Source organism: Arthrobacter sp. Soil761 (assembly GCF_001428325.1).
GTDB lineage: Bacteria > Actinomycetota > Actinomycetes > Actinomycetales > Micrococcaceae > Arthrobacter.
Map to the genome: position 1 here is coordinate 277043 of NZ_LMSF01000002.1, position 25185 is coordinate 302227.

21 protein-coding genes are annotated in these 25185 nt (G+C 61.8%); 9 read left to right on the forward strand and 12 right to left on the reverse strand.

The features are described 5' to 3' along the window. Window positions 1–2: 2 nt before the first annotated feature. Genes ASG79_RS03725 through ASG79_RS03735 form a run of 3 tightly spaced genes read right to left on the reverse strand, consistent with a single transcriptional unit; the run spans window position 3 to window position 3442 of the window. Window positions 3–953 (reverse strand): ribokinase, encoded by a 951-nt coding sequence (locus tag ASG79_RS03725; protein WP_056388505.1) that lies wholly within the window; start codon window positions 951–953, stop codon window positions 3–5. After that, window positions 950–2377, reverse strand: a complete 1428-nt coding sequence (locus ASG79_RS03730) for an MFS transporter (RefSeq protein ID WP_056388506.1) — start codon at window positions 2375–2377, stop codon at window positions 950–952. Before ASG79_RS03730 ends, ASG79_RS03725 begins: the two co-directional genes overlap by 4 nt. Next, window positions 2378–3442: a nucleoside hydrolase gene (locus ASG79_RS03735; RefSeq protein ID WP_056388509.1), complete on the reverse strand. Its 1065-nt coding sequence runs from the start codon at window positions 3440–3442 to the stop codon at window positions 2378–2380. A gap of 217 nt (window positions 3443–3659) precedes the next feature. Between ASG79_RS03735 and ASG79_RS03740 the strand changes: the two genes are divergently transcribed. Beyond that, complete coding sequence (locus ASG79_RS03740) at window positions 3660–4649, forward strand: LacI family DNA-binding transcriptional regulator (protein WP_186447859.1); 990 nt, start codon at window positions 3660–3662, stop codon at window positions 4647–4649. Window positions 4650–4694: 45 nt separating this feature from the next. Next, window positions 4695–5801, forward strand: coding sequence for a GTP pyrophosphokinase family protein (locus tag ASG79_RS03745; RefSeq protein ID WP_018770343.1), 1107 nt, complete (start codon window positions 4695–4697; stop codon window positions 5799–5801). Window positions 5802–5901: 100 nt separating this feature from the next. Here the strand turns inward: ASG79_RS03745 and ASG79_RS03750 are convergent, their stop codons facing one another. Then, a complete protein-coding gene (locus tag ASG79_RS03750; protein WP_056388511.1) occupies window positions 5902–6243 on the reverse strand; it encodes a YegP family protein in 342 nt (113 codons plus the stop codon). 309 nt (window positions 6244–6552) lie between these two features. On the opposite strand from ASG79_RS03750, the gene ASG79_RS03755 reads away from it, so the two are divergent. The 4 genes from ASG79_RS03755 (at window position 6553) to ASG79_RS03770 (ending at window position 10732) form a co-directional block, all read left to right on the forward strand. Beyond that, a complete protein-coding gene (locus ASG79_RS03755; RefSeq protein ID WP_056388513.1) occupies window positions 6553–6768 on the forward strand; it encodes a hypothetical protein in 216 nt (71 codons plus the stop codon). Between the two features lie 561 nt (window positions 6769–7329). Then, on the forward strand, window positions 7330–8637 hold the full coding sequence (locus ASG79_RS03760) for a hypothetical protein (RefSeq protein ID WP_235509720.1): 1308 nt from the start codon (window positions 7330–7332) through the stop codon (window positions 8635–8637). A 322-nt stretch (window positions 8638–8959) separates the two neighbouring features. Further along, complete coding sequence (locus ASG79_RS03765; RefSeq protein ID WP_235509721.1) at window positions 8960–10003, forward strand: DUF4041 domain-containing protein; 1044 nt, start codon at window positions 8960–8962, stop codon at window positions 10001–10003. A gap of 162 nt (window positions 10004–10165) precedes the next feature. Further along, entirely contained in the window at window positions 10166–10732 is a 567-nt protein-coding gene (locus ASG79_RS03770) for a recombinase family protein (RefSeq protein WP_056388516.1), read from the forward strand. Window positions 10733–11000: 268 nt separating this feature from the next. Here ASG79_RS03770 and ASG79_RS03775 read toward each other — a convergent pair whose 3' ends face one another. After that, a complete protein-coding gene (locus tag ASG79_RS03775; RefSeq protein ID WP_056388517.1) occupies window positions 11001–13295 on the reverse strand; it encodes a hypothetical protein in 2295 nt (764 codons plus the stop codon). 573 nt (window positions 13296–13868) lie between these two features. Between ASG79_RS03775 and ASG79_RS03780 the strand changes: the two genes are divergently transcribed. After that, window positions 13869–15185, forward strand: a complete 1317-nt coding sequence (locus ASG79_RS03780) for an AAA family ATPase (RefSeq protein ID WP_082581653.1) — start codon at window positions 13869–13871, stop codon at window positions 15183–15185. An 881-nt stretch (window positions 15186–16066) separates the two neighbouring features. Here the strand turns inward: ASG79_RS03780 and ASG79_RS03785 are convergent. Together ASG79_RS03785 and ASG79_RS22955 are read right to left on the reverse strand one after the other, a co-directional pair. Further along, window positions 16067–17338: an SLC13 family permease gene (locus ASG79_RS03785; RefSeq protein WP_056388521.1), complete on the reverse strand. Its 1272-nt coding sequence runs from the start codon at window positions 17336–17338 to the stop codon at window positions 16067–16069. A gap of 3 nt (window positions 17339–17341) precedes the next feature. Then, window positions 17342–18088, reverse strand: a complete 747-nt coding sequence (locus ASG79_RS22955; RefSeq protein ID WP_082581654.1) for a GntR family transcriptional regulator — start codon at window positions 18086–18088, stop codon at window positions 17342–17344. A gap of 75 nt (window positions 18089–18163) precedes the next feature. Between ASG79_RS22955 and ASG79_RS03800 the strand changes: the two genes are divergently transcribed. Next, window positions 18164–19051 (forward strand): amidohydrolase family protein, encoded by an 888-nt coding sequence (locus ASG79_RS03800; RefSeq protein WP_056388526.1) that lies wholly within the window; start codon window positions 18164–18166, stop codon window positions 19049–19051. Window positions 19052–19181: 130 nt separating this feature from the next. Here the strand turns inward: ASG79_RS03800 and ASG79_RS03805 are convergent, their stop codons facing one another. The 5 genes from ASG79_RS03805 to ASG79_RS03825 form a co-directional block, all read right to left on the reverse strand. Further along, on the reverse strand, window positions 19182–20042 hold the full coding sequence (locus ASG79_RS03805; protein ID WP_056388528.1) for an amino acid ABC transporter permease: 861 nt from the start codon (window positions 20040–20042) through the stop codon (window positions 19182–19184). Further along, window positions 20039–20683, reverse strand: a complete 645-nt coding sequence (locus ASG79_RS03810) for an amino acid ABC transporter permease (protein ID WP_056388529.1) — start codon at window positions 20681–20683, stop codon at window positions 20039–20041. The genes ASG79_RS03805 and ASG79_RS03810 overlap by 4 nt, the downstream gene beginning before the upstream one ends. A gap of 9 nt (window positions 20684–20692) precedes the next feature. Then, entirely contained in the window at window positions 20693–21559 is an 867-nt protein-coding gene (locus ASG79_RS03815) for a glutamate ABC transporter substrate-binding protein (protein ID WP_056388531.1), read from the reverse strand. 55 nt (window positions 21560–21614) lie between these two features. Continuing rightward, window positions 21615–22379, reverse strand: coding sequence for an amino acid ABC transporter ATP-binding protein (locus tag ASG79_RS03820; RefSeq protein WP_056388533.1), 765 nt, complete (start codon window positions 22377–22379; stop codon window positions 21615–21617). A gap of 82 nt (window positions 22380–22461) precedes the next feature. Continuing rightward, on the reverse strand, window positions 22462–23448 hold the full coding sequence (locus ASG79_RS03825; protein WP_200953135.1) for a tripartite tricarboxylate transporter substrate-binding protein: 987 nt from the start codon (window positions 23446–23448) through the stop codon (window positions 22462–22464). Window positions 23449–23538: 90 nt separating this feature from the next. Between ASG79_RS03825 and ASG79_RS03830 the strand changes: the two genes are divergently transcribed. Further along, on the forward strand, window positions 23539–25143 hold the full coding sequence (locus ASG79_RS03830; RefSeq protein ID WP_056388535.1) for an ATP-binding protein: 1605 nt from the start codon (window positions 23539–23541) through the stop codon (window positions 25141–25143). Window positions 25144–25185 lie beyond the last annotated feature (42 nt).

Here is a 25185-nt window from a genome sequence, read left to right on the forward strand (position 1 = left end):
CGTCAGGACGCGCGGAGGCGGCGTTCGACGTCGGCCGTGTCCGGGTACGCTGCCTGGGTCCCTTTGCGGGTGGTTGCCAGGGCCGCGGCAACGGAGGCGAAGGCGGCGGCATCGGCGAGCGCATCCCCCGCCGCAAGCCGCACGGCAACTGCTCCCGTGAACGCGTCCCCGGCACCGGTGGTGTCCACCGCGTGCACCTGGGTGGGTTGAACGGACGTCACGCGGGAGCCGGGAGACGCCAGCGAGTCCAGCACCACGGAGCCCTGCGAACCGAGCGTCACCAGTACCTGCTGGATGCCCCGGGCGGCAAACCGCTCCCGCGCCGCTTCCCACTCGTCGGCGGGCGCCCCGGCACCCGGCACGGAAACACCAAGGAACAGCGCGGCCTCGTGGGCGTTGACCAGCAATACGTCAGCCAATCCGGCCAGGGCTGACGGAATCTCCGCGTAAGGCGAGAGGTTCAGCAGGACCGTTGCGCCGGCGTCGTGCCCTGCCCGGGCTGCGGCCAGCACCGTGTCCATGCCGACCTCAAGGCAGAGGCTCACCACGGCGGCCTCCTCCAGCACGTCCCCGGCGTCCGCGACGTCGGCCGGGGACAGAGTGCCGTTGGCCCCGGCGGAGATGATGATGTTGTTCTCGCCACGGGCGTCCACGGCGATGACCGCGACGCCGGTGGGCTCAGTGGAGGTCCGCACGTGCCCCACATCCACGCCGGCCCCTGCCACCGAGGCCTCGAGCATGGCTCCGTTGGCGTCCTTTCCCACGGCACCCACCAGGCTGACGTGGCCGCCCAGTCGGCCGGCGGCCACCGCCTGGTTGGCGCTCTTGCCGCCCGGGTTCACGGCAAACCCATTGCCCTGGACGGTTTCGCCCGGCTGCGGCAGGCGTTCGCAGTAGATGGTGAGGTCGGCGTTGAGGGAGCCGACGACGACGATCCGGCCCGTGCTACTCATTCAGCCACCTCAGCCTCAACCGGCTTGGGGATCAGCAGGGACGCGGCGAAGGCGGCGACGGTCAGTGCCAAGCCGACGACCACGACGGTGAGGTAGGAGGCCTTCGCGTCGCCAAGTGCCGACGTCGCCACCAGCACGGCCGGCAGGATCAAGAAGCTGAGGCCTGCGCCCAGGTTGAACGCGCCCGCGTTCATGCCGGGCAGGAAGCCGGGGTTTCCGGCGGGCGAGAGGACAACACCGAGTCCGTTGAGCATGATGTTGACCGTACCGGCGTACATGATGCCCAGCAAGACCGTGCCGGCGATCATCAGGGGCAGGCTGTCCAGGCCCAGGAAGGCAATCAGCGCCAGCGCCGCGATGCTGCCCAGGAGGCCGATCCGGAGCACCTTGGTGTAGCCAAGGACCGGAGCCAGTTTTCCGCTGATCGGGCCCACCAGCCAGCCCAGCAGGGCGTACGGGGTGAGGATGATCAGCGACATTTCGGTGGGGCCTACGCCGAACCCGGGGTTGGCGGCCTGGACGTAGGCGGGAACGATGCCGTTGATGACGGCGAAGATGCCGGTCATGGTCAGCGTGGTGGTGAGCAGCGGAGCCCAGGTGGAGCGCTGGCGCAGGTGCACGGTTTCCACCATGGGCTGCGCGGCGCGCTGTTCGGTGCGCCAGAAGGCGAAGAACGCGACGGCGGACACCAGTACCAGCGCCAGGCTCAGCATCAGCGTTGTGGCGGAGAAGCCGCCCACCAGCTTGGAGGCCTCGTTCAGTGCGGTCAGCAGGGCGCCGACGGCCACCACGATGAAGAACACGCCCAGCCAGTCCATCCGGGTGCCGGCGGCAGGCTTGCTTTCCGCCGCGAGGACCATGATCAGGGCGGTGGCGGCGGCGGCCAGCACCACCATGAGCCAGAAGATGCTGCGGAAGCCGAAGTGCTCCGCGAAGTAGCCGCCCACGAAGGAGTCCACGCCGGCCACGCCGCCGTTGACCGCGGTGATGAGGCCCATCAGGGTGCCGTATTTCCGCGGGTTGCTGACCGCAGAACGCAGCATGATCAGGCACAGCGGCACGGTGGGTCCGCTGACGCCCTGGATGATGCGGCCCACGAAGAGCCACGTGACGTCCGGGGCGAGGGCCGCGATGACGGACCCCGCGGCCATCAGCACCATCATGCCCACCAGGACCTTCTTGCGGCCCACGATGTCGCTGAGCCGGGGCAGGAACAGGGAGAAGAGGGCGGCGGCGGTGAAGAACCAGGTCTGGGAGAGGCCGATGACGGCCTGGTCGGTGTTGAGCTCCTCGCCCATGGTGACCAGGGCGGGGCTGAGCATGGAGGCGTTGAGCTGGAAGGCCACGCAGGCTGCCAGCAGTGCGGTCATGAGGGCGGCGATGTTGCCGCGGCCGGTCTTGGTTTCGGTCATCGTGGCAGTCATTTACTTGACCCCTCCGGCGGTGAGGGAGGCACTGGCCTGGCGTTCGACGTCGGACGCGTTGCCTTTGGTGATTGGCTCGCCGATGCGTTCCAGCGCGTCGGTGACCAGGTCCCAGAAGCGCGCGTGGTCCAGGTCCACGGCCACACTGGTGTGGCAGTCGGCGGGGGCGGGGGCGCGGAAGTCCGCCACGGTCATGCCGAGCGTGAGGGCGCCCTGCAGTTCGATGTTGACCGGCACCTTGCGGGTGCTGACGATGCTGGGGTCGATCACGTAGGCCACGGCGCACGGATCATGGACCGGCGGGTGATCGAAGCCCTGCGCGTCCTTGTAGGTGTGGGCGAAGAAGTCCATCAGCTCGGTGACGAATTTGGCCGGGGTGGTGCCGATGGCGGCGATCTTTTCCACGACCTCGGGGGTGGCGAGCGCCTGGTGGGTGAGGTCAAGACCCACCATCACCACCGGCCATTTTTCATTGAAGACGATGTGCGCGGCCTCGGGGTCGATGATGATGTTGAACTCCGCCACGGCGCTCCAGTTGCCCACGTGGTAGCCGCCGCCCATGAGGACCACTTCCCGGACGCGTTCCACGATGCGCGGTTCCTTGCGGGCGGCCATGGCGATGTTGGTCAGGCCGGCAGTGGGGACCAGGGTGACGGTGCCGGGCTCGTGCGCCATGACAGTGTCGATGATGAGGTCGACGGCGTGGCGCGGGTCCAGTTCGATGGTGGACTCCGGGAGGGCGGGGCCGTCCATGCCGGACTCGCCATGGATGTCCGGCGCGGTTTCGATGCTGCGGACCAGGGGCCGCGGGCAGCCGGCGGCGAAGGGGACGCCGGTGATCCCGGCGATGGTACCGACGGCCAGGGCGTTGCGGGTGACCTTTTCAAGGGTCTGGTTGCCCACTACCGTGGTGACGGCCAGCAGTTCGATGTTCGGGCTGCCGTGCGCCAGCAGCAGGGCCACGGCGTCATCATGGCCGGGGTCGCAGTCCAGGATGATCTTCCGGGGCTTTGGGTGGCTGTCTACGGGCCGGGGATCTAGTTCCACGATGGTTCTCCACGTCATTGGGGCCTGCCGGGGAGGCAGGGATTCAGTATTCCGGGAGTGATCATGGCAGGCTTTTGCGGCTGGCGTCAAACGCTTAACGTCGGAGAGGTGTTGCCGCACGTCAAACGCTTGATGCGTTGCTGCCCCTGGTGTTCCCTGCGGCGGATAGGATCGAAGTATGGATTCCGGGGAACAGGTGCAGCAGCGGGCGCGGCCCCGGCGGGTGACGGCAGCCATGGTGGCGGCGCGGGCCGGCGTCTCCGTGGCCACGGTGTCATTGGTGGCCAACGGCAAGACGGCGGGCCGGGTGTCCGAGGACAACATTTCCCGGGTGCGGGAGGCCATCGCCGAGCTGGGGTACGTGGTGGACGGCATCGGGAGCTCGCTGGCCAAGGGCGTCAGTTCAATCGTGATCCTGGTGGCGCCGGACATCTCCAACCCGTTCTTCGCCAAGGTGATCGGCGGGGTGCGGGAATCCCTGGGGCCCAACTACCAGCTGCTGCTCTCCGTCACCGATTCGGGCGAATTCCCCAAGGCTGACGACGTCCGGAAGCTGATGTCCCTGCGGCCGGCAGGGCTCCTGGTTGACGCACCGAACGCGGACTTCCTGGCCGATCTGTCCGTGGCCGGGCCCCTGGTCCTGCTGGACGCACCCGGCCTGGAATCGGTTGCTCCCGCGGTCAATCTGGACGTCGCGCAGGGCGCCCGGGAGTTGGCCGCCCACCTCGCCGGGGCCGGGCACCGGCGCGTGGCCTACCTGGACAGCGTGACCGGAACCGAAACTTTTGCCATCCGCCGCGAGGCGTTCCTGGCCGAAGCGGCCGCCCGGGGCATGGCGGTGGATCCGCAGCATATCCCTGCCACCACCATCGACGTTGGCGAGGCCGCGGCGGCCTTTGCCGCAGCGTGGCCGGACTGGCAGCGCCAGGGGGTGACCGCCGTCGTCTGTGCCACGGACACCCACGCCTACGGTGTGCTGCAGGAAGCCCGGGTGGAAGGGGTCCGGATTCCGGAGGAGTTGGCGGTTGCCGGCTTCGACGACCTGCCGTACTCCGCTACCAGCAGCCCGGGCCTGACCAGCGTGCACCTGCCCGCGGCGCTGCTGGGCCTGAAGGCCGGGGAGCAGCTCCGCCGCCTGATGGAAGGCCGGCCGCTGGAGCAGGAGGAACTCATCCTCGAGAGCTCCCTGGTGGTGCGCGGGTCCACGTCGGCCGCCGAAACGTAGGGGGCCCAAAGGCTTCCTGTCGGACCCCCGCCGTAAGCTGGGACCATGCCGAGTAACTGGGAAAACCTGGACGAGCCGCTGCGTGAGTCGGTGCAGCACAACGTGGAGATCTATGAGCGCGTCCGGCCTGCCCTGAAGCTGGTTACCCGGGACGTTTTGCTGGTTCTGCGGGACATGCTGAAGGACAGCGAGGTCACGCCGCTCTTCGTCACCGGCCGCACCAAGACGGTGGAATCGTTCAAGGAGAAGATCTCCCGCACGGAGGAGCCGCTGGAACCCGGCGGCCGGCGGCTCCTGAAGTTCCCGGACCCCTTCCGCACCCTCAATGACATGGTGGGCATCCGGGTGATCACCAAGCTGCCGGCCGAGAACGCCGCCGTAGCCAACATCATCAAGCGCCAACGGCAGCTGTTTGACTGCCGCGGCGACCGCGAGAAGGACATCGGCTCCATCGAGAGCGGCACATACGGGTATTCCAGCCGCCACCTCATCCTGCGCACCATCCAGAACGAGGCCGTCAAGGAATACCAGCAGGTCTTCAACCCGGACCTGCAGCCCAACGGCAGCTACTTCTTCGAGTGCCAGATCCGCACCATCTTCGCCCACGCATGGAGTGAGATCGAGCACGACATCCGGTTCAAGGCCGAGGACCCTCGCGCCTGGACCCCGCACTTCGACCGGCAGTTCACCGCCACCGCGGCCATGCTGGAAACCGTGGAGACGGCCTTCGCCGACCTGCACGAACGGTATGAGGAAGTCCGCAGCTTCTGGGACGTGGACGGCGAAGGGGCCGCCCCGCTCACGCCCAACCGGATCCGGGACGTGTGGCGCACGCTGCTCCCCCACGTTGACCGCAAGGTGGACGACGACTGGGGCTGGGCCGCCGAACTCCTCGCCGCGCACGGCCTGAACCAGACCATGCAGCTGGCCGGGCTGCTCAGTGCCAACCGCATCACGGAGGTCCGCAAGGCCCTGGACCACCGCTACTCCCCCGGGCCGGACCGGCTCCTGGACGACCTCCTCCTGTGGCAGTACGGCACCAAGCACATCGACCTCACCGCGGAAGGGCCCGACGCCGTCCCGCACCCGCGGCGCGACAGCCTCCTGCGGCGGCTGCGGCAGATCGAACGGTATCGGATGACGAAGAAGTAGGGGTAGGTACCTGACGGCCCGTTTATATGGATCGAACCCGAACGGCCGATAGTTGATCTTGTGTAAAGCTAGAGTGGTCCCCACACCCCTCCCCGGCGGTTCAGGAAAGGCTGTGGATTGCCCCGGCCCAGCGGGGGCCCGAGACGGCCCGGCGGACCGCCCTGGCGCGGGTGTGGAAGTCGATTTTTGGCATGCGCGGGGAATCGTCAGTTTGACCGCCGGGGTCAGTCCAGGTGGCTGGCGGTGCCGCATTTGTGGTTGTTGTGCTGTGGTCGGTAATCAGTCCCATGCCGGCATATTCGCGCACGGCGGCGATGCCGGCAACGGCGTCGGTCTTGGTATCGAAGGGCTTGGACACTGCCATGACAGTTCCATCGGGTGCTGTGAGCCGGAACCTGAACGCAGATTCGGTGTCGATAAATAGTTCGAACATTCCTGCCATTGCGATCCTTTCGTCTGCGGGATCTTGTGGCGGCATCTTTGCCGCCAGACAGGAGCGGGGGCATCGTTGCCTCCGTTTTCCCTGGTATCCCGCCGTCCAAATTTTCATCAATTCAGCGCGCGTTCCTCGAGTTTCTCGTGGGACCGCTTGCCGGCGCAAGATGTCGCCCGGCATCCAACAGAAGTGATCACCTGCTCTCGGGTGTCCAGTCCACGCGCACGTTCCTCGTGGGTTCACGAGACAGCCTCAGTGCTCGGCAGGTCGTCAACATATGTTGACCCAACCCCTGGCGTCAACTAATGTTGACGCATGGAGGTGGATCGGATGAAGACTTTGGTTGCATCCATGGACGGGAAAGGACCGGCTGAAGCCCTGCAGGCGGCCGCCCAGCTGCAGAAGGAAGTCGGGCGAACAGAAGCGTCACTGGTCAGGAAGGCCCGGCAGGCCGGCCTTTCCCGGGAAGCCATCGCGCTGTGCCTGGGCGTGAGCAAGCAAGCCGTCCACCGTAAATACGGAAAGCGCTAGGTGCTGCTTCCGATCCTGGGCTGCGACCGCCCAGGATCGGAAGGCAGCCACCCCCCTGCCTCGGCTAAGAAAACGTCCCTGACCGATAGCCGACGTTACGTAAAGCTGGAGCTGAGAGGGGCTCCCCTGAGGCTTCCTGCGCCAATCCCGGACTGTCCTCCAGGTCTTCGTCAACCGCGCCAATTCACCATGTGTTCGGGCGGGGCCTCAACTGTGCGGATCTGAACTTGGCGAAGCTCCAGTCAAATAGCGGTTGACCTGAGCTCCGGTCCGTTATGTGCCAATAAACCTGAGGATTCCGTGTGAGCGCGAGCCAAGTCGAGCCTTATGGTGATGGACGTTATGTAACGCTGGGCGCCCCGGGCCTCCCGGTCAAAAACAAGGCTTCGATTATCGATCCATCCAAGGGCTTCCAGAAGCCGCGGCGTCGCCGCGACGGAGTATTCGCGGCGACTTGGCCGCTAGCCTGCGGTCGAGGTGAGCGCATTGAGACAGAGCGGCTACCTCTCAGGACTCGCTTTTGATGCTGGCTACTAAATAGTTCTTGTGTCGGGCGGCTAGGTGAATACTTTAGTCTTCCAGTTCCTTGCTAATGTGAACGAAAACTGTATCTGGGGGTTTGATTTGGCACGGCGTCGTGGCTTTTTAGCGGAAATGCAGCACCAGGCGAAGGTGGCCGAACAGCGGCAACGAGCGGCGGCACGGGAGCAGGCGGTATCGGCGCGCCGGGCCGAGCAGGCATGGAAAGCCGAGCAAAGGGCGCAGGCTGCACTGCAGCGTGCTTCGGAGGCGGACCGCAAACGCCTTGAGAAGGAAGCGTATGACGCCCATGTGGCCAGCCGCCAGGCAGAAGCCGAGCAGCTGAACGCCCAGCTTGCGAGCGTTTACGATCAGGTTGACAGCCTCCTTGATTCGACTCTGGCCGTGGATGATTATGTTGACCTAGCCAGCTTGCGCAGAAGGGCTGAGCATCCCCCGTTCGACCGGAGGCTCGAGACCCCAATGCCCGTCCCTGTACCCCTGCCCGATCCCCCGGCCCCTGTGTTTGAACCGCCCGCTCCCCCAACCGGGCTGTTTGGCCGCAAGAAGAAGCTTGCTGAGGCTCAGGCCCAAGCTGAGGCCGCATTTGCCGAGGCTTATTCGTCCTGGGAGCATGAGATGGCCCAGTTGCCTGGGCGGCGGCAGGCGGTTGCTGACAGGTATGTGGCCGATGAGAACAATCGAAAGCAAAGGCTGGCGGCAGCACAAGCCCGGTACTTGGACGAGTGCGCCGCGCGTGAGACCGAGGTTGCTGAGCACAACGCCTCGATTGACCAACTCATCACGAATCTCAGTTACGGTTCGGTGGAAGCGGTCCAGGAATACGTAGGCATTGTGCTCGCCAACTCCGTCTATCCCGATGGGTTTTCCGTAGAGCACGAGGCGGAGTTTGAGCCTGGCACAGCAGAGCTGGCGTTGCGCGTCCTCATCCCGAGCCCAGACCAGATCCCCACGATCAAGTCCTACAAGTACGTAAAGGCCAGCGACGAGATCACGCCCGTGGCACTCTCGCAGAAAGAGTCCAAGGACCGATATGCGGGAATCGTCCACCAGGTCGTACTGCGGACTTTGCATGAAATCTTTGAAGCTGATCGCCGCGCGCTGATACAAAGCATCGCGCTGGAAGTCGGAACACAAACAATTAACCCGGCGACAGGCAACGAGACGTACATACCTTTCGCCGCAGTCGGGGTATCACGTGAGGCCTTTTCTGACATTGACCTGTCAGCCGTGGTGCCTGCGGCTACTCTGGAGCACTTGGGTGCATCGGTCTCTAAGAACCCACTGGGGCTGGCACCCGCGAATGTCGCAGGAGTTCGGCGCTCCTGATGACGACAGGTGATCTGGTTTTTAATCCGCCTCCTGGCTGGCCCCAGCCCCCGCGTCATGGCGGCCACCGATAGGTTGGACACCGGACCCTGATTGGCCGGAGCCCCCGCCAGGGTGGCAGCTCTGGCTGCCATCAGGAGATTCGCCAGCCCCGAATGGCGCGGAGCCGGCACCTGACTCCTCAGCCGGCAAAGCGGAATCTACCGAATCTTCAGTTGCTGCCCGTGTCGCGTTTCTCGAGGCAGAAAACGAGCTTCTTCGGCGGCAGCTCTCCGACGCCTCCGACGCCTCGACTCCTTATGTTGAGCTCAACGACGAACGAGTGCTTCAAGAGGTCGGTATTTACCGGTATCACCACCCGCTGGAGAATGCAGCGTCCTTCCGTGAACGCCTAGACGACGTGGAAACGCGAATCGCGGAGCTGGTTAAACTCGGGCACGCGATCGTGAAGTCGAACCTCTTCACGTTCAACAATTCCCTTGCCAAGGGTCGACGCATGACGGATGACTTGGCCAAACTTATGCTTCGCGCCTATAACGCCGAGGCGGACAACAGCATCAGATCCTTGAAGTTAGGCAATGTTGTCACGGCGAAGCGTCGCCTTGATGCTTCCCGCATGGCGATCGCAAAACTGGGCGCACTGATGGAAATGCACATCAGTGATGACTTCCACGCTCTACGCGTCGAAGAAATCGAGCTCACTGCCGACTGGCTCATGAAGAAGCAGGAGGAGAAAGAAGCAGAACGAGAGGAAAAGGCCCGTCTGCGCGAGGAACGCCGCGTCGAACGCGAACTCGCCGAGGAACGGGCCCGGCTCGATAAGGAACGCGCCCACCTCCTTAATGCTCTCAACGCGATGCGAGCAGCTGGTCAGGGGGATGCCGATCTCGAACGGAGGCTCGAGCTTATCGACGAAGCCATCGCTCAGAACGACTTCCGGGCAGCCAACATCCGCGCCGGCTACGTTTACGTGATCTCCAACCGCGGAGCCTTCGGCGATGACGTCGTCAAGATCGGCCTGACACGACGCCTCGAACCCGCGGGGCGCGTAGCAGAGCTCAGCGGCGCATCAGTACCGTTCCGCTTCGACATCCACACCCTTTTCTTCTCTGAAGATGCAGTCACCTTGGAAAACGAGCTCCATAAACACTTCGCGACGAAGGCCGTGAACCAGGCCAATCCACGGAAGGAGTTCTTCTTCGCCACCCCAGCTGAGGTGCGGGACGTACTGGTGGAAAAAGTCGGGAACCTTCTGGAATTCAGCGAACAAGCGGACGCCACCGAATACCTTCAATCCATCAAGCACTGGCCGGACCGACCTTCCCAAGAACCGACGGTTTCATCACTGCCCATTGCTAAGCAATAGAGACGTACCCGCCGCGCTCAGCAGTTGGGCGGTGCCCCTCATTCGCTTGCAACTGCGGCCGCAAAACCAGCCGGTGCACCTGGAAACGGTATCCCCAATGCCTTGACTTCCTTCCTGAGCGGGCCTAGAACTCAACCTGACAGGACGAGGATTGGAGGCCACGTGAGCGGGCAGCGGATCGGCTACGTGCGGGTGAGCACTTTGGACCAGAATGAGAAGCGCCAGCTCGAAGGTCAAGTTCTGAACCGGGTCTTCATGGACAAAGCCTCAGGCAGGGACATTGCCAGACCGGAGCTCACGCAACTGCTGCGGTTCGCACGAGAAGGGGACACCGTGGTGGTTCACAGCATGGACAGGCTCGCCCGCAACCTAGACGACCTGCGAGCCCTGGTCCAGGGCCTCACCCGCAAAGGCGTGCGGGTGGAGTTCATAAAAGAGAGCCTGGTCTTCACCGGTGAGGACTCCCCCATGGCCAACCTCATGCTCTCCGTCATGGGCGCCTTCGCTGAATTCGAACGCTCCCTCATAAAGGAACGCCAAAAGGAAGGCATCGCCCTAGCCAAGCAACGCGGCGCCTACAGAGGACGGAAAAAGACCCTCACGCAGGAACGGGCCGCCGAGCTCGTCCAGCGCGCCGGCACCGGTGTTCCAAAAGCCCTCCTTGCCCGTGACTACGGGATCAGCAGGGAGACCGTCTACCAGTATTTGCGCCAAGCCAAGCTGGAGTGAGCCGCTCCCCTGCCTCCGCCGTCGATGTGCAATAGTTCGCGCGGCCCCGTTATCGGCGCTCGAAGACAGCTGGTGGGAGTGCCCGTAGAAGGTGCAGCCGCCTGCCTCGTTCGTGGAAATTGTTCCGCAGGTTCCGGAGGCAGAGACTGCTCAGCCAACGCAATTCACTGCGGAGATAACTAGGAAGGAGGGCCAAAAGCCGCACGGGAACCGGTCATTTCGGTCACCATTCGGAATGTTCCGCCAAGTGCCGCAGCGGCATAGTGCGTCACGTCTGAAAAGTTTCCTCTTCCGCGGAGGCGGTAATTACGTCCGCGTCCTTCCACGACTCGTTGACTTTGGGGCCGGTAAGGCCGCTCTGGACTTGGAATACTTCTTTTGTCATTCCCTGACTCTGAGCCAGTGCAGCTGCACTAGCGCGTTGGAGGCGTTCCTCATCTGAGGCCGGATCGGCAAAGAATTTGGCGTCACGCAGCAAGGTCTTGACGCTGTCTGTAGTGACGCCAACTGCTTCCCCGATTTCCTTCCGGGTCAAGCCTGAGGCCTGTAGTTCCAGAGCACGGCGACAGCGTTCTAACCGGCCCTGCCGCGCAGCGGCATTGGCCGCATTCCGACCCCCGACGTTTCCACTCTTTTTCGTTGGTGCAGCTGGTAGGAGCGGTTTGAGGATTGGCGACCACGCCCAAGACGTGATTTCCGACGTTGAAGCCGGGAGCCAAGGTGCGAATACCCGTGGCAGTGTGAGAAGGTCGCGTTCCGTTAGCTCAATAAGTGTTAACCCCTGTCGTTCAGCAAGCTCACGCTTTTCTCGCATTCGCGCGGCGTACGCTGGAGCACTTGGCAACCCCCAAAGCTCCACGAAAGTGCCATCAGCCAGAATCCAATCCGCCCTCCGTCGCCCCCGCGGGTTAAGGTCTGGGTCCACTGGATAGAGTGGCTCGCGGTCGTGCTGGATGCCAAACTGATGCAGGAAATCGCAAACGGCCTTTTCCCCGAGTGAGAGACACCGATGACCATCTCGCGCGCGAACGAGGGTGCCTCTGCTTAAGCGCAAGCCGTTCTGCGTCAGGCCGGCTTTTTCTAAGAGTAGTGTCCATGGGAACTTGCCGCGCTTGATCGTGAACCTTAGCAGCAAGAGCTTGTCTATGGTCTCGGGTGGCACGGGAACCCGTGAATCAATGTGCAGAGCCGCCAACTGTCCTTCAAGCATCGGCTCGTTGCTGAATTCGAGTTCTGCGAGCATCTTGAGCGCCTCAGCTGCTCTGGGCTGGTTCTCGAAGACGCCCTCGCTAGCAAACTCTAAGCATTGGTGGCAATAGGTCACCGGCTCCGTGCAGACGGCCGTCGTGAACATCCAAGCATTCTGACCGCATAGCCTGCACGACCCTGAGTTGTCGGCCAGAGTGAGTTCTCCGAACAAGTATTGCCGTTGCTGTACAAATGACTCATTAAGTCGGAAATGATCCTTATTCTCGTTTAGGGCGCCCTGGCTAATGCGGAAGCACTTTGCCTCAATCGTGTCCTTCGGTATCAGCCGTTCCAAGCCAGTTGCCTTAACCGCATCCCAAAGGGTGCTCATCAGCGATGCGGCAACCTCTTGTTGCGTGCTTTGAAGTTTCTTCCGCCGGCCGTAATCCTTTAGTTCGTCGAAGGCAACCTCATCGTCAAGTCTCCAAGGCCTTTTGGGCAGCCCAACTTCGGCTACTTGAAGACCTAGGCGCGCCGCGAAGCAAAGCGATGGCCCGACCAACCGGCTGTCTTCGACCCACAACTTCCGCGTTTTGGGGTTATATCGGCCCATGGGTGCCACAGGAGGGAACAGGTATACCTCGGTTTGATTGTCTATCTGAAGGTTCGGAACCCTGGTGACAGGCCATGCCGCTTCCAGCGGGATCGCCGTCCTACCCTTTGGTCGGGCTAGCCGAAGGCCTGAAGTGGAAAGCAGCCTCAAAACAGCGTCTCTGTCACGTTCATCTTCGAGGAGCAAATAGCCTTGGTCGATATGGCCCACTAGTCGGTGGGACAGACTATCCTCAACCGCGATTCGGCGGCCTGCCTTGCCGAATCGAGTCGTCAGGCGTAGTCCTTCTACAGCTATCGGCTCGTATGTGAAGACCTGCACGGTCGCCAGGGCCCGGTCCGTCTCAAGCGATTTCTTTTTATGGATCCTCGTGTCGTCGTACCCTAGGAACTCGTCAATTGCTCTTGCCAACTCCGCCGGTTCTGGGAGGTCAAGTTCCAGCCCGTCTCGGGTAGCAATCCCAGTGCAGCTCATCTCGGCACCGCCCAAGGTTTTCGAGAGATCGGCAAGGCGCCTCATGCCTATCTCATTCAGCTGACTGTCGTAGAAGTACCCGAAAAATCTACTGTCCCTGTCCCCACCAAACTGAGCTGGCGCTGCTATGGCGATGGCGTTCGGGTTGTAGCTATTGTCGGGCCGATGGATCAGAGCGAGTTCCAGGGGGATGCGCTCATTATGTTGCAGGGGGCGGCCAACTGACCACTCTATGAACCGTCGAATCTTATCGCCAGTATCGTTCCATTTGCAGAAGTACCAGTCCACCCCTCCAGGCGGCAAAACTGCCCTGCCGGAAACAAGACGGATTGCATGCGACGAGTCCCCCATTCGCCACCCCCTGTTCCCACTTACGATCAGCAAAATGCTGTGGCAGGCACCGTGCCTATTCGTTAAGACGCTAATGCAGCAGCTGACCCCATTGTCAGGTTGTACGCAGTGAAGTGCGGAAAATTTGTGGACTGTTTCCGATGAACTTCTGCCAGGACACGATGAGAGCGGTCATCAAGCTCGGAAGCCTGCCACCACCGAAGTCTCTCATTCCGTCCCTTGTTGCTGAAAGCCGACGATATGTAAGTCAAAGCTGAGAAGGGGCTTTTCGCGGCTGGAATAGCACCTTGTCCATTGCTGCCGGCGGTGCAGTGGCCTACTGAAAAGCGGCCCGGAATTGACGAAGGGCGGTGGCATGGCGCTGGACCGGAGGTCCCGTCCGATGCAGCTACAGCCGCTCACCGCTTACAAGAGTTATGCCCTCAGCGATAGGCTACCGACTTGGGGCGGCAGTACCTCTCGCGAGAGGTAACTTACTTGGGGGTCGGCAGAATAATTGGGGTAAAGCACATGAACAACCGCGCTGTCATGCTGAACGCGTTCCTTCCGGCGACTGAGTTAGACGATCCCGAGCGTTTCGCCGGTCGAAACCAGCAGGTCCGTGAACTGGCCGATTCATTGCACCTGAGAGGCTCCACTCCACTCATCTATGGAGACCGGGGCCTCGGGAAATCAAGTTTGGCCCTTCAAATCCGCCTCATTGCCATGGGCAACCCTGAGCTCCTACACCAGCTCAACGCGGAACGACTAGCCTTACCTGCGGACGCACACTACCTTACTTTCTACGTCACATGCACAGACGCAACGAAGTCATTTCAAGACCTTCTGCAGGCCTTAGTTAATGCAGCCGAATCCGTCGAGTCAGTCGGTTCAGGTGATGCCAGCCAACTCATCGACCGGGTTACCCGCAAGAAGCTGACCCTGAAATTCGTCGAGCTGGAAAGCACCAAGAAGTACGCCGTCGAAAGCCAAAGGCTGAGTTATCAAGATCTGAATCTCGAGGAGAAGCTAGTTCAGCTTTGCGAGCTGTTAACGCTGACCTACGGCCAGCCGGTTTTGTTTGTCATCGATGAACTAGACCGCATGGAGAGCACTGCCGGACTGGCCAGCTTTCTGAAGGCGGCATCTGGCGAGAACTTGAAGTTCGTTCTAGTCGGTATTGCAAGCAATGTCTCCGATCTGCTATCTGATCACCAATCCCTCGAACGAAGATTGCAGCCGGTTCGCGTCCCGCTCATGAGCGTTAAGGAGCTGGCACAGATCGTCATAAAGGCTCAGAATTACCTCCAGGGAGCAAACTTCGACATCAAGTTTTCTCCCGCTGCCATCGGAAAATTGATCCAGGTCGCAGCTGGCTTTCCCTGGTTTGTGCACGTTCTGGGACAGCAATGTGTGATCGACGCCGACAGACATGGCTACAGCACCATCCAGCGCAGTCACGTGGATAATGCCATTCAGGGGATCGTGGACAGCAGGTTGGCACAACAGTTCTCGGATATGTACCAAGCTGCAGTTCGTGATTCTTTGGCTAGAGAGAAAACGCTTAGATCTTTCGCTCACTGGACAGACCCGGACATACCAACTGGCGAAGTGTACAAAGTCCTTAAGAATCACTTGGGCGTCGGTAGCGGCTCCACCCATCGCGGACAGCTCTGCAAGCCGGAGTTCGGGGATGTCCTCTTCGTGCCAGGAATTCAGAAGCGAGGCCTGGTGAGGTTCCGCAATGAGATGTTCAAGGCCTACGTCCGCATGCGCCCATCCATCTATACCGGAGTCGACGAAAGCGTGCGGGATGCTTTCAGCGTTTGGAACGAGGGGGCAGCGTAGGTCCCCATCACGGCAACTTATACGCGTCCCGCGGATCTTCGCGTCAAGGCACAGGGGCAGTCCCCTGCCCCTGTGCCTGCCGCTCGTCTTGATCCGAAGTCCGTTATCCGCTGCCAGGGAGCAGGTTTCGCGCCGAGGGCTCCTGCAGCCTGACAGAATCACCATTATCGGCCTTTAAACCACGGGAGTGGAAGCAGCCGCGAGAACTTCCTCGCCTGAACGAAATCGGCCTTTCCGCAGCCACTGAGAAGTTTAGATTTGTGCAGCTCATCTAATTGCGGCAGCGGATAGGATGCGCGCCGTGCTTCTCCAATAGCTCGTGTCATACGTGTTCGACTTCGCCCTCAGCGACGACGAAGTTGCTGACGTGGACGCGCATGACCGCGGCGTGCGTGGCGGACCGACCCGACGAAGCCGATCCCTCGACATGGGACCTCGAAAGCCCGGAACCCTGACCCCGCCATAAGTGCCGCAGAGCACTCGTATTGGAAGTGAAGGAGTCCTGGGAACGAAGTCTCTGAAAGCATCCGCCAGGCTATTCCTAAGGTCGTTTTAGGACCATGAGTTTGTCGGTTTGGAGGAACAATCTACGGCGGTCTGCATCGTTCGCGGTGAGCCAAAAGACGCTGTCATCCAAGGCAACCATGTCGACCTTTCCCGACACTAATAATGTCTGGTTGTCGTAAACATCTACTTGATCGCCACGTCGTAGTTTCGTCCAGTTCGGGACCGGTTCTGTTTGGTGAGCTGGCATGGCCTTCCTTATGTTGTGCTGACGGTACGGAGCTCAGAGTGATACCCATGTCGTTTCTGGGAGACGTAGGGATGTGCTGAAGGCGGGCTGGGAGCTCAGCCCGCCTTCACTTGGTTGATGCTCTTTGCTAGATCACTACGAACAGGAGCCAGGCCAGCAGGGGCGCTGCGACGATCATTGACATGCCCCAGATCATCATGCCGCGGAAGGTCTTTTCGCGTTTTTCTTCCTCGGTGTTGGCGATGACGAGTGCCCCGCCAGTGGAAAAGGGACTTGAGTCCACAGCAGATGCTGCGATGCAGAGGGCGATCACGAATCCCAGGACGGCGACGGAGCCTGTGACAAGCAGTGGGGCTGCGAGCGGGACCAGGACGACGAACATGGCGTTGGTAGAGGCGAAGGCTGAGACGACGCCGGCCACTACGAGCATCATGAGTGCAGCTAACAGTGGCGTCCCGATGCCGGCGACGGAGTTGGCGAGTCCTTTGATGACGCCTGCGTTTTCGAGCATGCTGATGTAGGTGACGATTCCGCCGATCAGCAGGATGACGTTCCAGCCGATGTGGCCGAGTGCTTCCTTGGAGTGCTGCGGGTACAGTGCCGAAAGGACCACGGCTGCCGCGAGGGCGAGGAATCCTACGTCGAGCTTGAAGCCGAGGGCGCCGACAAGGATGCTGAGCATGAGCACCACTGTGACGATTTTCTGGCCTGTCCAGGTAGCGGTTTTGGTGATGGTTGCGGTACCGCCGCCGAGGTATGAGGTCGTGGAGTCCGCGGTTTCTTCTTCCCGTCCGCGGCGCATCAGTTCCGGTCCCCCCAGCAGAATGAACGCGACAGCGTTGATGACAACGTTGGCGATGAAGGTCCAGAGGAAAAGCTGACCGGCGTCTACGGAGACCCCCACTTTCGCCAGGACGCCGTTGACGATGTTGTAGTACACGGCGATGGGGGAAAATCCGCCGGCGTTGGTGCCGTTGATGATGCACAGCCCGACCAACAGCGGATTAATCCTGTAGCGCTGGGCGAAGGCAAGCCCCACGGGGATAAGAATGGCGTTGGTGGCTGCAGACAGCGCCCCGGATCCGGTGATGATGGCAGCGAGGATGAAGAAGACCCACGGGACTAGGGCAACACGCCCCCGGACTGCTCCGACGGCGCCTCCGACGATTTGATCGATGGTGCCGTTGGCCCGGGCCATGCCGAAGAGGTAGGTCACGCCCAGCAGGGTGATCAGGAGGCTGCCCGGGAAGCCGGATGCAAGGTCGGAGGCCGTCTGGCCGAAATAGAGGACGCCGAGCAGGAAGGTAACAACCAGGGCGACGGCGCCCATGTTGATGTTGCGCCACATTGAGAGGCCGAAGATGAGGACAAGGCCGGAAACGGCCACGAGTTCTTGCATGGCTTAGTTGATCTCCACTTGGTATCGGAATGATGATGCCAGCCCATAGGACTCGCGGTACTCGGCAACGTCGCCGGTGTGGGTTCGTGCAATGCGGTTGATTTTGACGAGGGGGTCCCCGCCTTTGCAGTTCAGAAGTGCCGCCTGCCCGCCTGCTGCCTGGGTGACCGAAAGTTCCTCGGTTGCCGAGCCGATGATGACGCCGATCCGGTTTTCGTATTCCGGATACAGCAGGCTGCCGAGCTCGTTGAGATTTACGTCAGCGATCGGCTGAAACTGCGGCAGCGGGAGCCAAATATCTTCGACCAGGAAAGGGGTGTCCTGCCACAAACGAAGACGGTGAAGGTGCAGGACAGGGGAATGTTCCTGGACCTTCAGGGCGGCGGCGACGTGGGCGGGTGCGTCCTGCATGGTTCGTTCGAGGATGCGGCTGCCGGGGGCCTGTCCGGTTCCTCCGTGCATTCGGAAGAAACGGAACAGGGAGTGCTGGAATGTAGCCCGGCGAACATAGGTGCCGCGTCCCTGATGGCGTTCCAGTATTCCGTCAGCGGCCATCTCCGCAAGGACGCGCCGCAGAGTTCCCACTGAGATTCCGTACTCCTCAGCCAAGGCAGACTCGGGCGGCAGCGGTGTTGTGCTGGCCCACTCGTTTGCCCGGACACGCCGGATCAAATCATCTTTAACCCTGGCGTGAAGCGGCAGCCTGTGATCGGTCTGAGCCAAAGCCTGGGAAGCGGAAGCTTGTGTCATGCCTCACACGCTACCGTAAATTCCTTTATAGGTCTACTCCTATAAAGGTTTAGTCTTTTCGGTTATGGTGGGACCATGGATGGAAACGGCTTCCCACTCGTTGACACGCACGCACATATCTTTCACCCAAGGCTTCGGGCAACCAATGACGCGCGGTATGTCCCGGACTACGAGGCGAGGCTGGACCAGTACCTGAACGTCCTTGCCATCAACGGGATGGGCCGCGGTGTGCTCGTTCAGCCAAGCTTCCTGGGCTCTGACAACAGTTACCTTCTGGCCGGCCTTGCTGTCGCCCCGGACACACTTCGCGGAGTGATCGTCGTGGCCACTGATGACCTCAGGCGCGAACTTTCCCTGGAAAGGGTGCGCGATCTGCACGAAAGCGGGGTGCGGGGCGTCCGATTAAACCTCGTCGGCCGCCCTGTTCCCGATCTCTTGTCCGCAGTGTGGAAGGCGGCCGGTTCGGTGATGGCAGCCGAGGGTTGGCACTTAGAGATTCAAGCCTCAGGTCAGCAGTGGCTCGACCTCGCCCCGGCCCTGGCCGAATGGCCAACAAAACTGGTCATCGATCACCTCGGCCTGCCCCAGAGCGGACATCCGGAAACCGCAGAGGCCGTGCTGGACCTGGCCGGGAGGAATAAGACCTGGGTGAAGGTCTCGGCCCCGTACAGATCTTCGTATGATCAGGCGGCGGTGATGTTCTCGCGGCTGCTGGAGCAAGGCTCGCCCGACCGCCTCGTGTTCGGCAGCGACTGGCCGTTCACCCGCCATGAAGAGAACACCTACCAGGAACTCCTGGTATGGGCCCAAAACCTGGCCGGGGAAGAACAGCTCAACCGCATGATGACCATCAACCCCCACACGCTGCTCGAATGGCCGGAACCATCCCGCAACACCACGATCGCGTCGGCGCTCGAATCGAGCGTTGGAACTGGACGCGATGTGTTTTCGGACGTGGACTGAGGCGACAACCCCCTGCCGACTGCAACTGAGCGAAAACTTGTCGCCGTTGTCTTACACGTGCCGTGGCTGTCGGGGCATGCGTGTGAGGGGCCACCTTCCGGTGGTCCCCTCACGTTTCGCGTTTTGTTGGCTAGGTTGTGCTTAGTTCTGCTGATACCTCGAGGTTTTCCGGGGCCGGTTCTTCAATGTTGCGCCGGCGTTGACGGCGGGCCATTGCGGTTGCGAGCAGGCCCAGCGCGATGTTTACGAGCATGAAGCCGATCGCGGCGACGATTTGGGCTTGAAGCAGTGAGCGGCTGTAGTAGGTGCCGATGACGGTGGCGCTTCGCAGGAGCTCGATGTAGCCGCCGAGCACGTAGGCAAGTGCTGTGCCTTTGAAGAGAATCACCATTTGGCTGACGAGGGCCGGGCTCATGGACCGCAGTGCCTGGGGCAGGAGCACCAGCTGCATGGTGTGCATCCTGGAGAAGCCCAGGGCTTCGGCTGCTTCTGTCTGGCCGTACGGGATGGCCCGGATTCCTGAGCGGAGGAGGTCTCCGATGACTGCGCTGCTGAACAGGGTCAGGGCGATGACCAGGAACCAGAAGTCCGAGAGTTTCAATCCGTAGGTGGGCAGGACCAGGGAGGTGAAGTACAGGAGCAGGAGCAGTGGAACGCTGGCGAACACGTCCGTGTAGATCCTGCACGCGATCCGGACCGGCCCTCGCCGTGAGAGCAAACCGAAGGCGAGCAAGGCACCGAAGAGCAGTGACAGGGCCATGGCGACGGCTGCTGCCCGAAGGTTGTTCAGCAGACCTTGCCCCAGGAGTACCCAGAGGCCCGGTTGGGTGAAGGGTTTCCAGGCCGCCTGGCTGAATTCGCCGTGGATGGCGAGTGTTTCATAGGCCTTGTACAGGCCGAAGACAATCACGGCACTACACAGGATTTCGATCAACGTGTGCCGTCGCCGGGCGCGTGGTCCCGGTGCGTCGAACAGTGGCTTTGTACTCATCGGCTGAACGCCGCCTTTCGGTCCAGAATGCCCACGAGCCGGCCGACGAGGAGGCCGATCAGCAGGTAGCTGATGGCGGCGCCGCCGAAGATCAGGAAGGGTTGGGCTTCGTCTACGGCTGCTTTGTTGGTGGCGAATGTCAGGTCGGCGACGCCGACCAGCGCAGCGACTGAGGTGTTTTTGATCATCGTGATCAGTACGTTGCCCAGGGGCTGGATGACGGTCCCGAACGCCTGCGGCAGGATGACGTGCTGCATGGCCGGGCGTGGACCGAACCCGAGGGCGCGGAGGGCTTCGAGTTCTCCGGTGGAAACTGTGTTGAGTCCTGACCGGAGGGTTTCGCTGACGAACGGTGCGGTGTAGATGACCAGCACGATGGCCGCGGAGGCGAAGAGCGAGTATTGGATGCCCAGAAGCGGCAGGCCGAAGACGAACAGGACCATCTGGACCGGCAGAGGAATGTTCCGGAACACGGTGACGTAGCCTGTAGCCGCAGCGTTGAGGGTGCGGATGGGGCTGACACGCATGGCCGCCAGGAGAGTTCCGAGGACCAGCGCCCCTGCCCAGCCCAGTACCGTGAGTTCGAGGGTGATCAGGACTCCACTGCTGAAGTCTGCGATGTAGCCGGAGATGAACGGCATTTTCAGTCCTTAGAGGGTGATCTGGGGCGGGGTGACCTCAGAAGGTTTGACAGCCCCGATGGTGTTGTCATAGGCCTTCTTCCACTCGCCGTTGTCTTCGATTTTTTTCAGGAAGCCATCGAGGTAGTCGTGCCACGCGGTGTCGTCCTTGGCCGATCCGATGGCGTATTCCTCGCTTGCCATGTAGTCGCCGACGAGTTTGAAGTCACCCTTGTTCTGGTCCATCAGTCCCAGGAGCAGCGATTCGTTGGTGACGACGGCGTCAACGCGCTTCTGCTTCAGCGCCTGCGCGCATTCGCTGTAGGTGCCGAACAGGGTGAGTTTTGCCTGCGGTGCCAGGGTGGGCAGAAGCTGCGCTGCGCGGGCGCCGGTGGTGGTGCAGACCGGCTTGCCGTTGAGGTCGTCCTTGTTTGAAATGGACGAGTCGTCGTTGCGGACCATCGTCGAGACGCCGCTTTCGAGGTAGGGTCCTTCAAAGGCGACGGCCTTTTTCCGCTCATCGGTGACGGCGTAGGAGGCAAGGATCGCGTCGACCTTGCCCTGCTGGAGGAACGCTTCGCGGTTGGCTGTCACGGCCTCGACGTATTCGACGTTGTCCTCGCTGCCGGTGAGGTCCTTGGCGAGGAGCTTGGCCAGTTCGATGTCGAGGCCTTCCATGTCCCCAGTCACCGGATTCTTTACGCCGAACATGGGCTGGTCGAATTTCACGCCGACGATGATTTTCCCGCGCTGCTGGATTTTGGCCATGGTGGTCCCTGCGGGGAACCTCTCTACCGGGGTGCTGGCGGCCGGAGCAGTTGAGCTTCCGCAACCGGTGGTGCCCAGGGCGAGGGCGGCTGCGATGGCGAGGGGGGCGATGATTCGGAGCTTTTTCATGAATGTCCTTTTGGTGGTTGGCGTTGGCGTCAATGCCATGTCTTGTCAGGGGTGGTTAGTGGACTGAGGAGAGGAAGCTGCGTGCCCGGTCACTGTTGGGGGCCGAGAAGAACGTTTCGGGGTCAGCAGATTCGATGATTGCCCCGTCGGCCATAAAGATGATGCGGTCCGCGCACGACCTGGCGAAGGACATCTCATGGGTCACGACGAGCATGGTGGTACCGCCTTCAGCCAGCTGACGCATGGTGGCCAGGACGTCCTGCGTGGACTCGGGGTCAAGAGCCGAGGTGGGCTCGTCGAAGAGGATGACCTTGGGGTCCATCGCCAGGGCCCGGGCGATTGCGGCGCGTTGCGACTGTCCACCGGAGAGCTGTGCGGGGTAGGAGTTGGCTTTGGAGCCGATGCCGACCATGTCGAGCAATTCGCGGGCCCGCCGTTCAGCGTCCGCCTTGCTCTGGCCGAGGATCTTCCTTGGGGCGAGTGTGATGTTGTCCAGGATGGTGCGGTTGGAAAACAGGTTGAACGACTGGAAGACCATGCCGACCTCGGTCCGAAACTTGAATAGTTCCTTCCCTTCTGCGGGCTGTGGTGCGCCGTCGACGAGGATCTCTCCGCTGTCGATGGTTTCGAGGCGGTTGATGGTGCGGCACATGGTCGACTTGCCGGAGCCGGAAGGGCCGAGGACGACGACGACCTCTCCCCGTTTGACCCGCAGGTTGATGTTCCGCAGGGCGTGAAGGCTGCCGAAGTGCTTGTCCACGGCGCGGAGTTCAACAACGATGTCGTTCTCCGCTGGCTGGTTCGGGGTGTTTTCGGGCATGGGGTATTCCTGTCGTGGTGTGGTGTGGTGTGGTGCGGTTTTCCGAGCGGAAGACCGTCGAAATGGTGTCGTGCTCGAGGGGCTAGTGAAGACCGAGCTCGGTGAGGGTGTTGGCCACCCTGCTTTCCTGCTGTTTGAGGAAAGTTTCGAACTCTGCCCCGATGCTGAAGGAGTCTTCCCAGCCGTTGGCTGAGAGCGCCTGCTTCCAGGCGGGTGCGTCGTGGAGCCGAGTCAACGCTTCGACGAGTCTGTTCCGGTCCGTATCCGAGAGCCCCGGCGGGGCCATGAGTCCGCGCCAGTTTGTGAATGCCAGGTCGATGCCGGACTCGCGCAGAGTTGGCGCCGGGACGCCGGCCTGCCGCTCTTGCCCCGACACGGCCAGGACCCGCAATTGCCCGGAGGCGATTTGTTCCTCGTACTCGGCGATGCCGGAGGTTCCGAAAGTGATTTTGTTGCCCAGCAGGGCCGGCAACAGTTCCCCTCCGCCGGAATATGAACGGTAGTTGACGTCGGTGATCCTGATGCCCGCAGCGCGGGCGAGTTCCATCGGGAACAAGTGATCCGGTCCGCCGACAGCTGACCCTCCCCCGACCGTGACGGAACCAGGGGCCGTTCTCCACGCTGCCACGAGCTCCCCTATCGTCCGGTACGGGGAATCCGCCGGGACGAGGATTCCCTCGGGTTCCTCAAGGAGCTTCGCCACCGGGGTGGCGTCGGAGACTTTGATCCTGGAGCCGTTGGCGTAGTTGGAGCCGACAACACCCAGGCCCATCATCATGACGAGGCTGCGGTTTCCGGTTTCATTCATCAACCGGGCCATGGCAACGCTGCCGCCGTCGCCCGGGACGTTGAAGATTTCCATGTGCCCTGCGATGCCTGCGTCCTCCATGACGTGGGCGGCGACCCTTGCGGTGATGTCGTAGCCGCCGCCCGGGCTGTTGGGCACCATCATGCGGGTGGGATTAACCAGCGTCGCCTCGGGGGCTGAGGTTCCACAGGCACTCAAGGCAAGGAGGATGACGAGGGCAATGACGCGGGCAGATTTGTGCAGTGCCGTCATGGTCCTCACCTCCTTGTGGTCTTTGCGGGGCCTCTTTGTGACGTGGCTACTATCAAAGCGTGACTGATGTCATGAGGGCTTGTCACTGTTAGCGAATCAATGAAGGTTGTGGTCTTTGTGGTCACGTTCAAAGCGGGACGTCGACTGAGCCTGTCCCGGCAGTTCCTGCTTCTGCAGCTGGGGGTGATCACCATTGTCCTGCTGGCGGTAACGATGGTGTCGGTGACCCAGTCACGGGCGGATTTCGTTGATGTCCACAGTCAGAGGATGCTTGCGATTGCCGAAAACCTGGCATCAACACCGGTGGTCCGGGATGACGTTTCCGCCCCACAGGCAAACGTCATCCTGGCCCCTGACGTGGATAAGGCCCGCGCCCTGTCCGGGGCCTCCATCGTGGCCGTCACCGACCCAAAAGGGATCGTCCTGGCCGCATCTGAACCGGAAACTGTGGGGGACGCCGTGGACGTGGCGGCGGAGCGTGCCTCGCTGGGCCGCTCATGGACTGGTGACCTGACCCTGAGTGGGCGGCAGACGATCGCTGCCCGCGTCCCGATACTGAAGGCTGACGGGACAGTCACCGGGCTGGCCCTGGTGGCGGAAGATTATCCCGCTTTCGGAAGCGCCTTGGCCGCTGCGGTACCGGATTTGATGTTCTTTCTCGGCATGGGCGCCGCCCTGGGCGTGGCCGGCTCATGGTTACTGTCCCGCCTGATCCGGCGACGTACCAGGGGGCTGGAACCTGATGAGATTGCCGAGCTGGCCGACAACCGTGAAGCCCTGCTCTACAGCATCCGGGAGGGGGTGATCGGCGTGGGCCTTGATGGAAGAATTACGCTGCTGAACCAGCCGGCCACGGAGCTGTTGGGACTGGACAGCGACTCGGTCGGCAAACGAGCCCAGGACTTGCCCCTTGAGGACAACATTCGGGAGCTGCTGCTGGGGACTACCGACGCCCAGGAAACGATGGCGGTCAGCGGGTCCCGGATGCTGGTGCTCAACCGGAGGACTGTCGGCAGCCGGGGCCGGCCGATCGGAACCGTTACGACCCTCCGGGACCGAACTGAGCTAGCGGAACTTCAGAGCCAACTGGCAGCCAACCAGAGCATCACCGAAACCCTCCGGGCCCAAACGCACGAGTTCTACAACCAGCTGCACACCGTGTCAGGCATGCTTCAGCTGGGAGACTTCGCTGAGGTGAAATCGTTCATCCGCGAACTGACCCGGCGCCGCGCAGAAATAAACGGGGAAGTCGCCCTGCGCATCAGGGATTCGTCCGTTGCTGCGCTCCTCGTGGCTAAAATAAGCCTCGCAGAAGAATCAGGTATTGAACTCCGGCTCGACAGCGAATCCCAACTCGGCGCGCTCGAGCCAGCGCTGGCCGCGGACGCCATTACCGTGCTAGGAAATTTCGTTGACAACGCGGTCGATGCCATCGCGGGCCTGGAAGACGCCACCGTGCTCGTGCACATCAGCGACAGGGATTCAATGATCACCATCAGAGTCAGCGACCCCGGCCCCGGAGTCCCCGAGGACCTGGAACAGCGGATCTTCATTGCATCAGTCGACCGATGCTGCCGAGAGAACTGGGGCGCGCCGAGTGTCGATTCTTGTCTCCCGCGGGACGGCTGCTGGAGGAACGCTCCGATATCAACTGCAGATAGGGACCCAGCCCTAACCTTGCACCTCCTAGTCATCCACGGGTAGGCAGTTGCAAAATTTGACCTAAAACGAATCAGTCAGCAGTAT

Bases quoted from the DNA above. Each gene is read 5' to 3' on its own strand.
- ASG79_RS03725 (WP_056388505.1), bottom strand. From the start codon at position 953: ATGAGTAGCACGGGCCGGATCGTCGTCGTCGGCTCCCTCAACGCCGAC.
- ASG79_RS03810 (WP_056388529.1), bottom strand. From the start codon at position 20,683: ATGCCGTTCATCTCCGGCTACATCGCAGACTTCAGCAGTGGAGTCCTG.
- ASG79_RS03740 (WP_186447859.1), top strand. From the start codon at position 3,660: ATGGTGGCGGCGCGGGCCGGCGTCTCCGTGGCCACGGTGTCATTGGTG.
- ASG79_RS03800 (WP_056388526.1), top strand. From the start codon at position 18,164: ATGGATGGAAACGGCTTCCCACTCGTTGACACGCACGCACATATCTTT.
- ASG79_RS03745 (WP_018770343.1), top strand. From the start codon at position 4,695: ATGCCGAGTAACTGGGAAAACCTGGACGAGCCGCTGCGTGAGTCGGTG.
- ASG79_RS03750 (WP_056388511.1), bottom strand. From the start codon at position 6,243: ATGGCAGGAATGTTCGAACTATTTATCGACACCGAATCTGCGTTCAGG.
- ASG79_RS03785 (WP_056388521.1), bottom strand. From the start codon at position 17,338: ATGCAAGAACTCGTGGCCGTTTCCGGCCTTGTCCTCATCTTCGGCCTC.
- ASG79_RS03820 (WP_056388533.1), bottom strand. From the start codon at position 22,379: ATGCCCGAAAACACCCCGAACCAGCCAGCGGAGAACGACATCGTTGTT.
- ASG79_RS03830 (WP_056388535.1), top strand. From the start codon at position 23,539: ATGAAGGTTGTGGTCTTTGTGGTCACGTTCAAAGCGGGACGTCGACTG.
- ASG79_RS03780 (WP_082581653.1), top strand. From the start codon at position 13,869: ATGAACAACCGCGCTGTCATGCTGAACGCGTTCCTTCCGGCGACTGAG.
- ASG79_RS03730 (WP_056388506.1), bottom strand. From the start codon at position 2,377: ATGACTGCCACGATGACCGAAACCAAGACCGGCCGCGGCAACATCGCC.
- ASG79_RS03755 (WP_056388513.1), top strand. From the start codon at position 6,553: ATGGAGGTGGATCGGATGAAGACTTTGGTTGCATCCATGGACGGGAAA.
- ASG79_RS03805 (WP_056388528.1), bottom strand. From the start codon at position 20,042: ATGAGTACAAAGCCACTGTTCGACGCACCGGGACCACGCGCCCGGCGA.
- ASG79_RS03735 (WP_056388509.1), bottom strand. From the start codon at position 3,442: ATGACGTGGAGAACCATCGTGGAACTAGATCCCCGGCCCGTAGACAGC.
- ASG79_RS03815 (WP_056388531.1), bottom strand. From the start codon at position 21,559: ATGAAAAAGCTCCGAATCATCGCCCCCCTCGCCATCGCAGCCGCCCTC.
- ASG79_RS22955 (WP_082581654.1), bottom strand. From the start codon at position 18,088: ATGACACAAGCTTCCGCTTCCCAGGCTTTGGCTCAGACCGATCACAGG.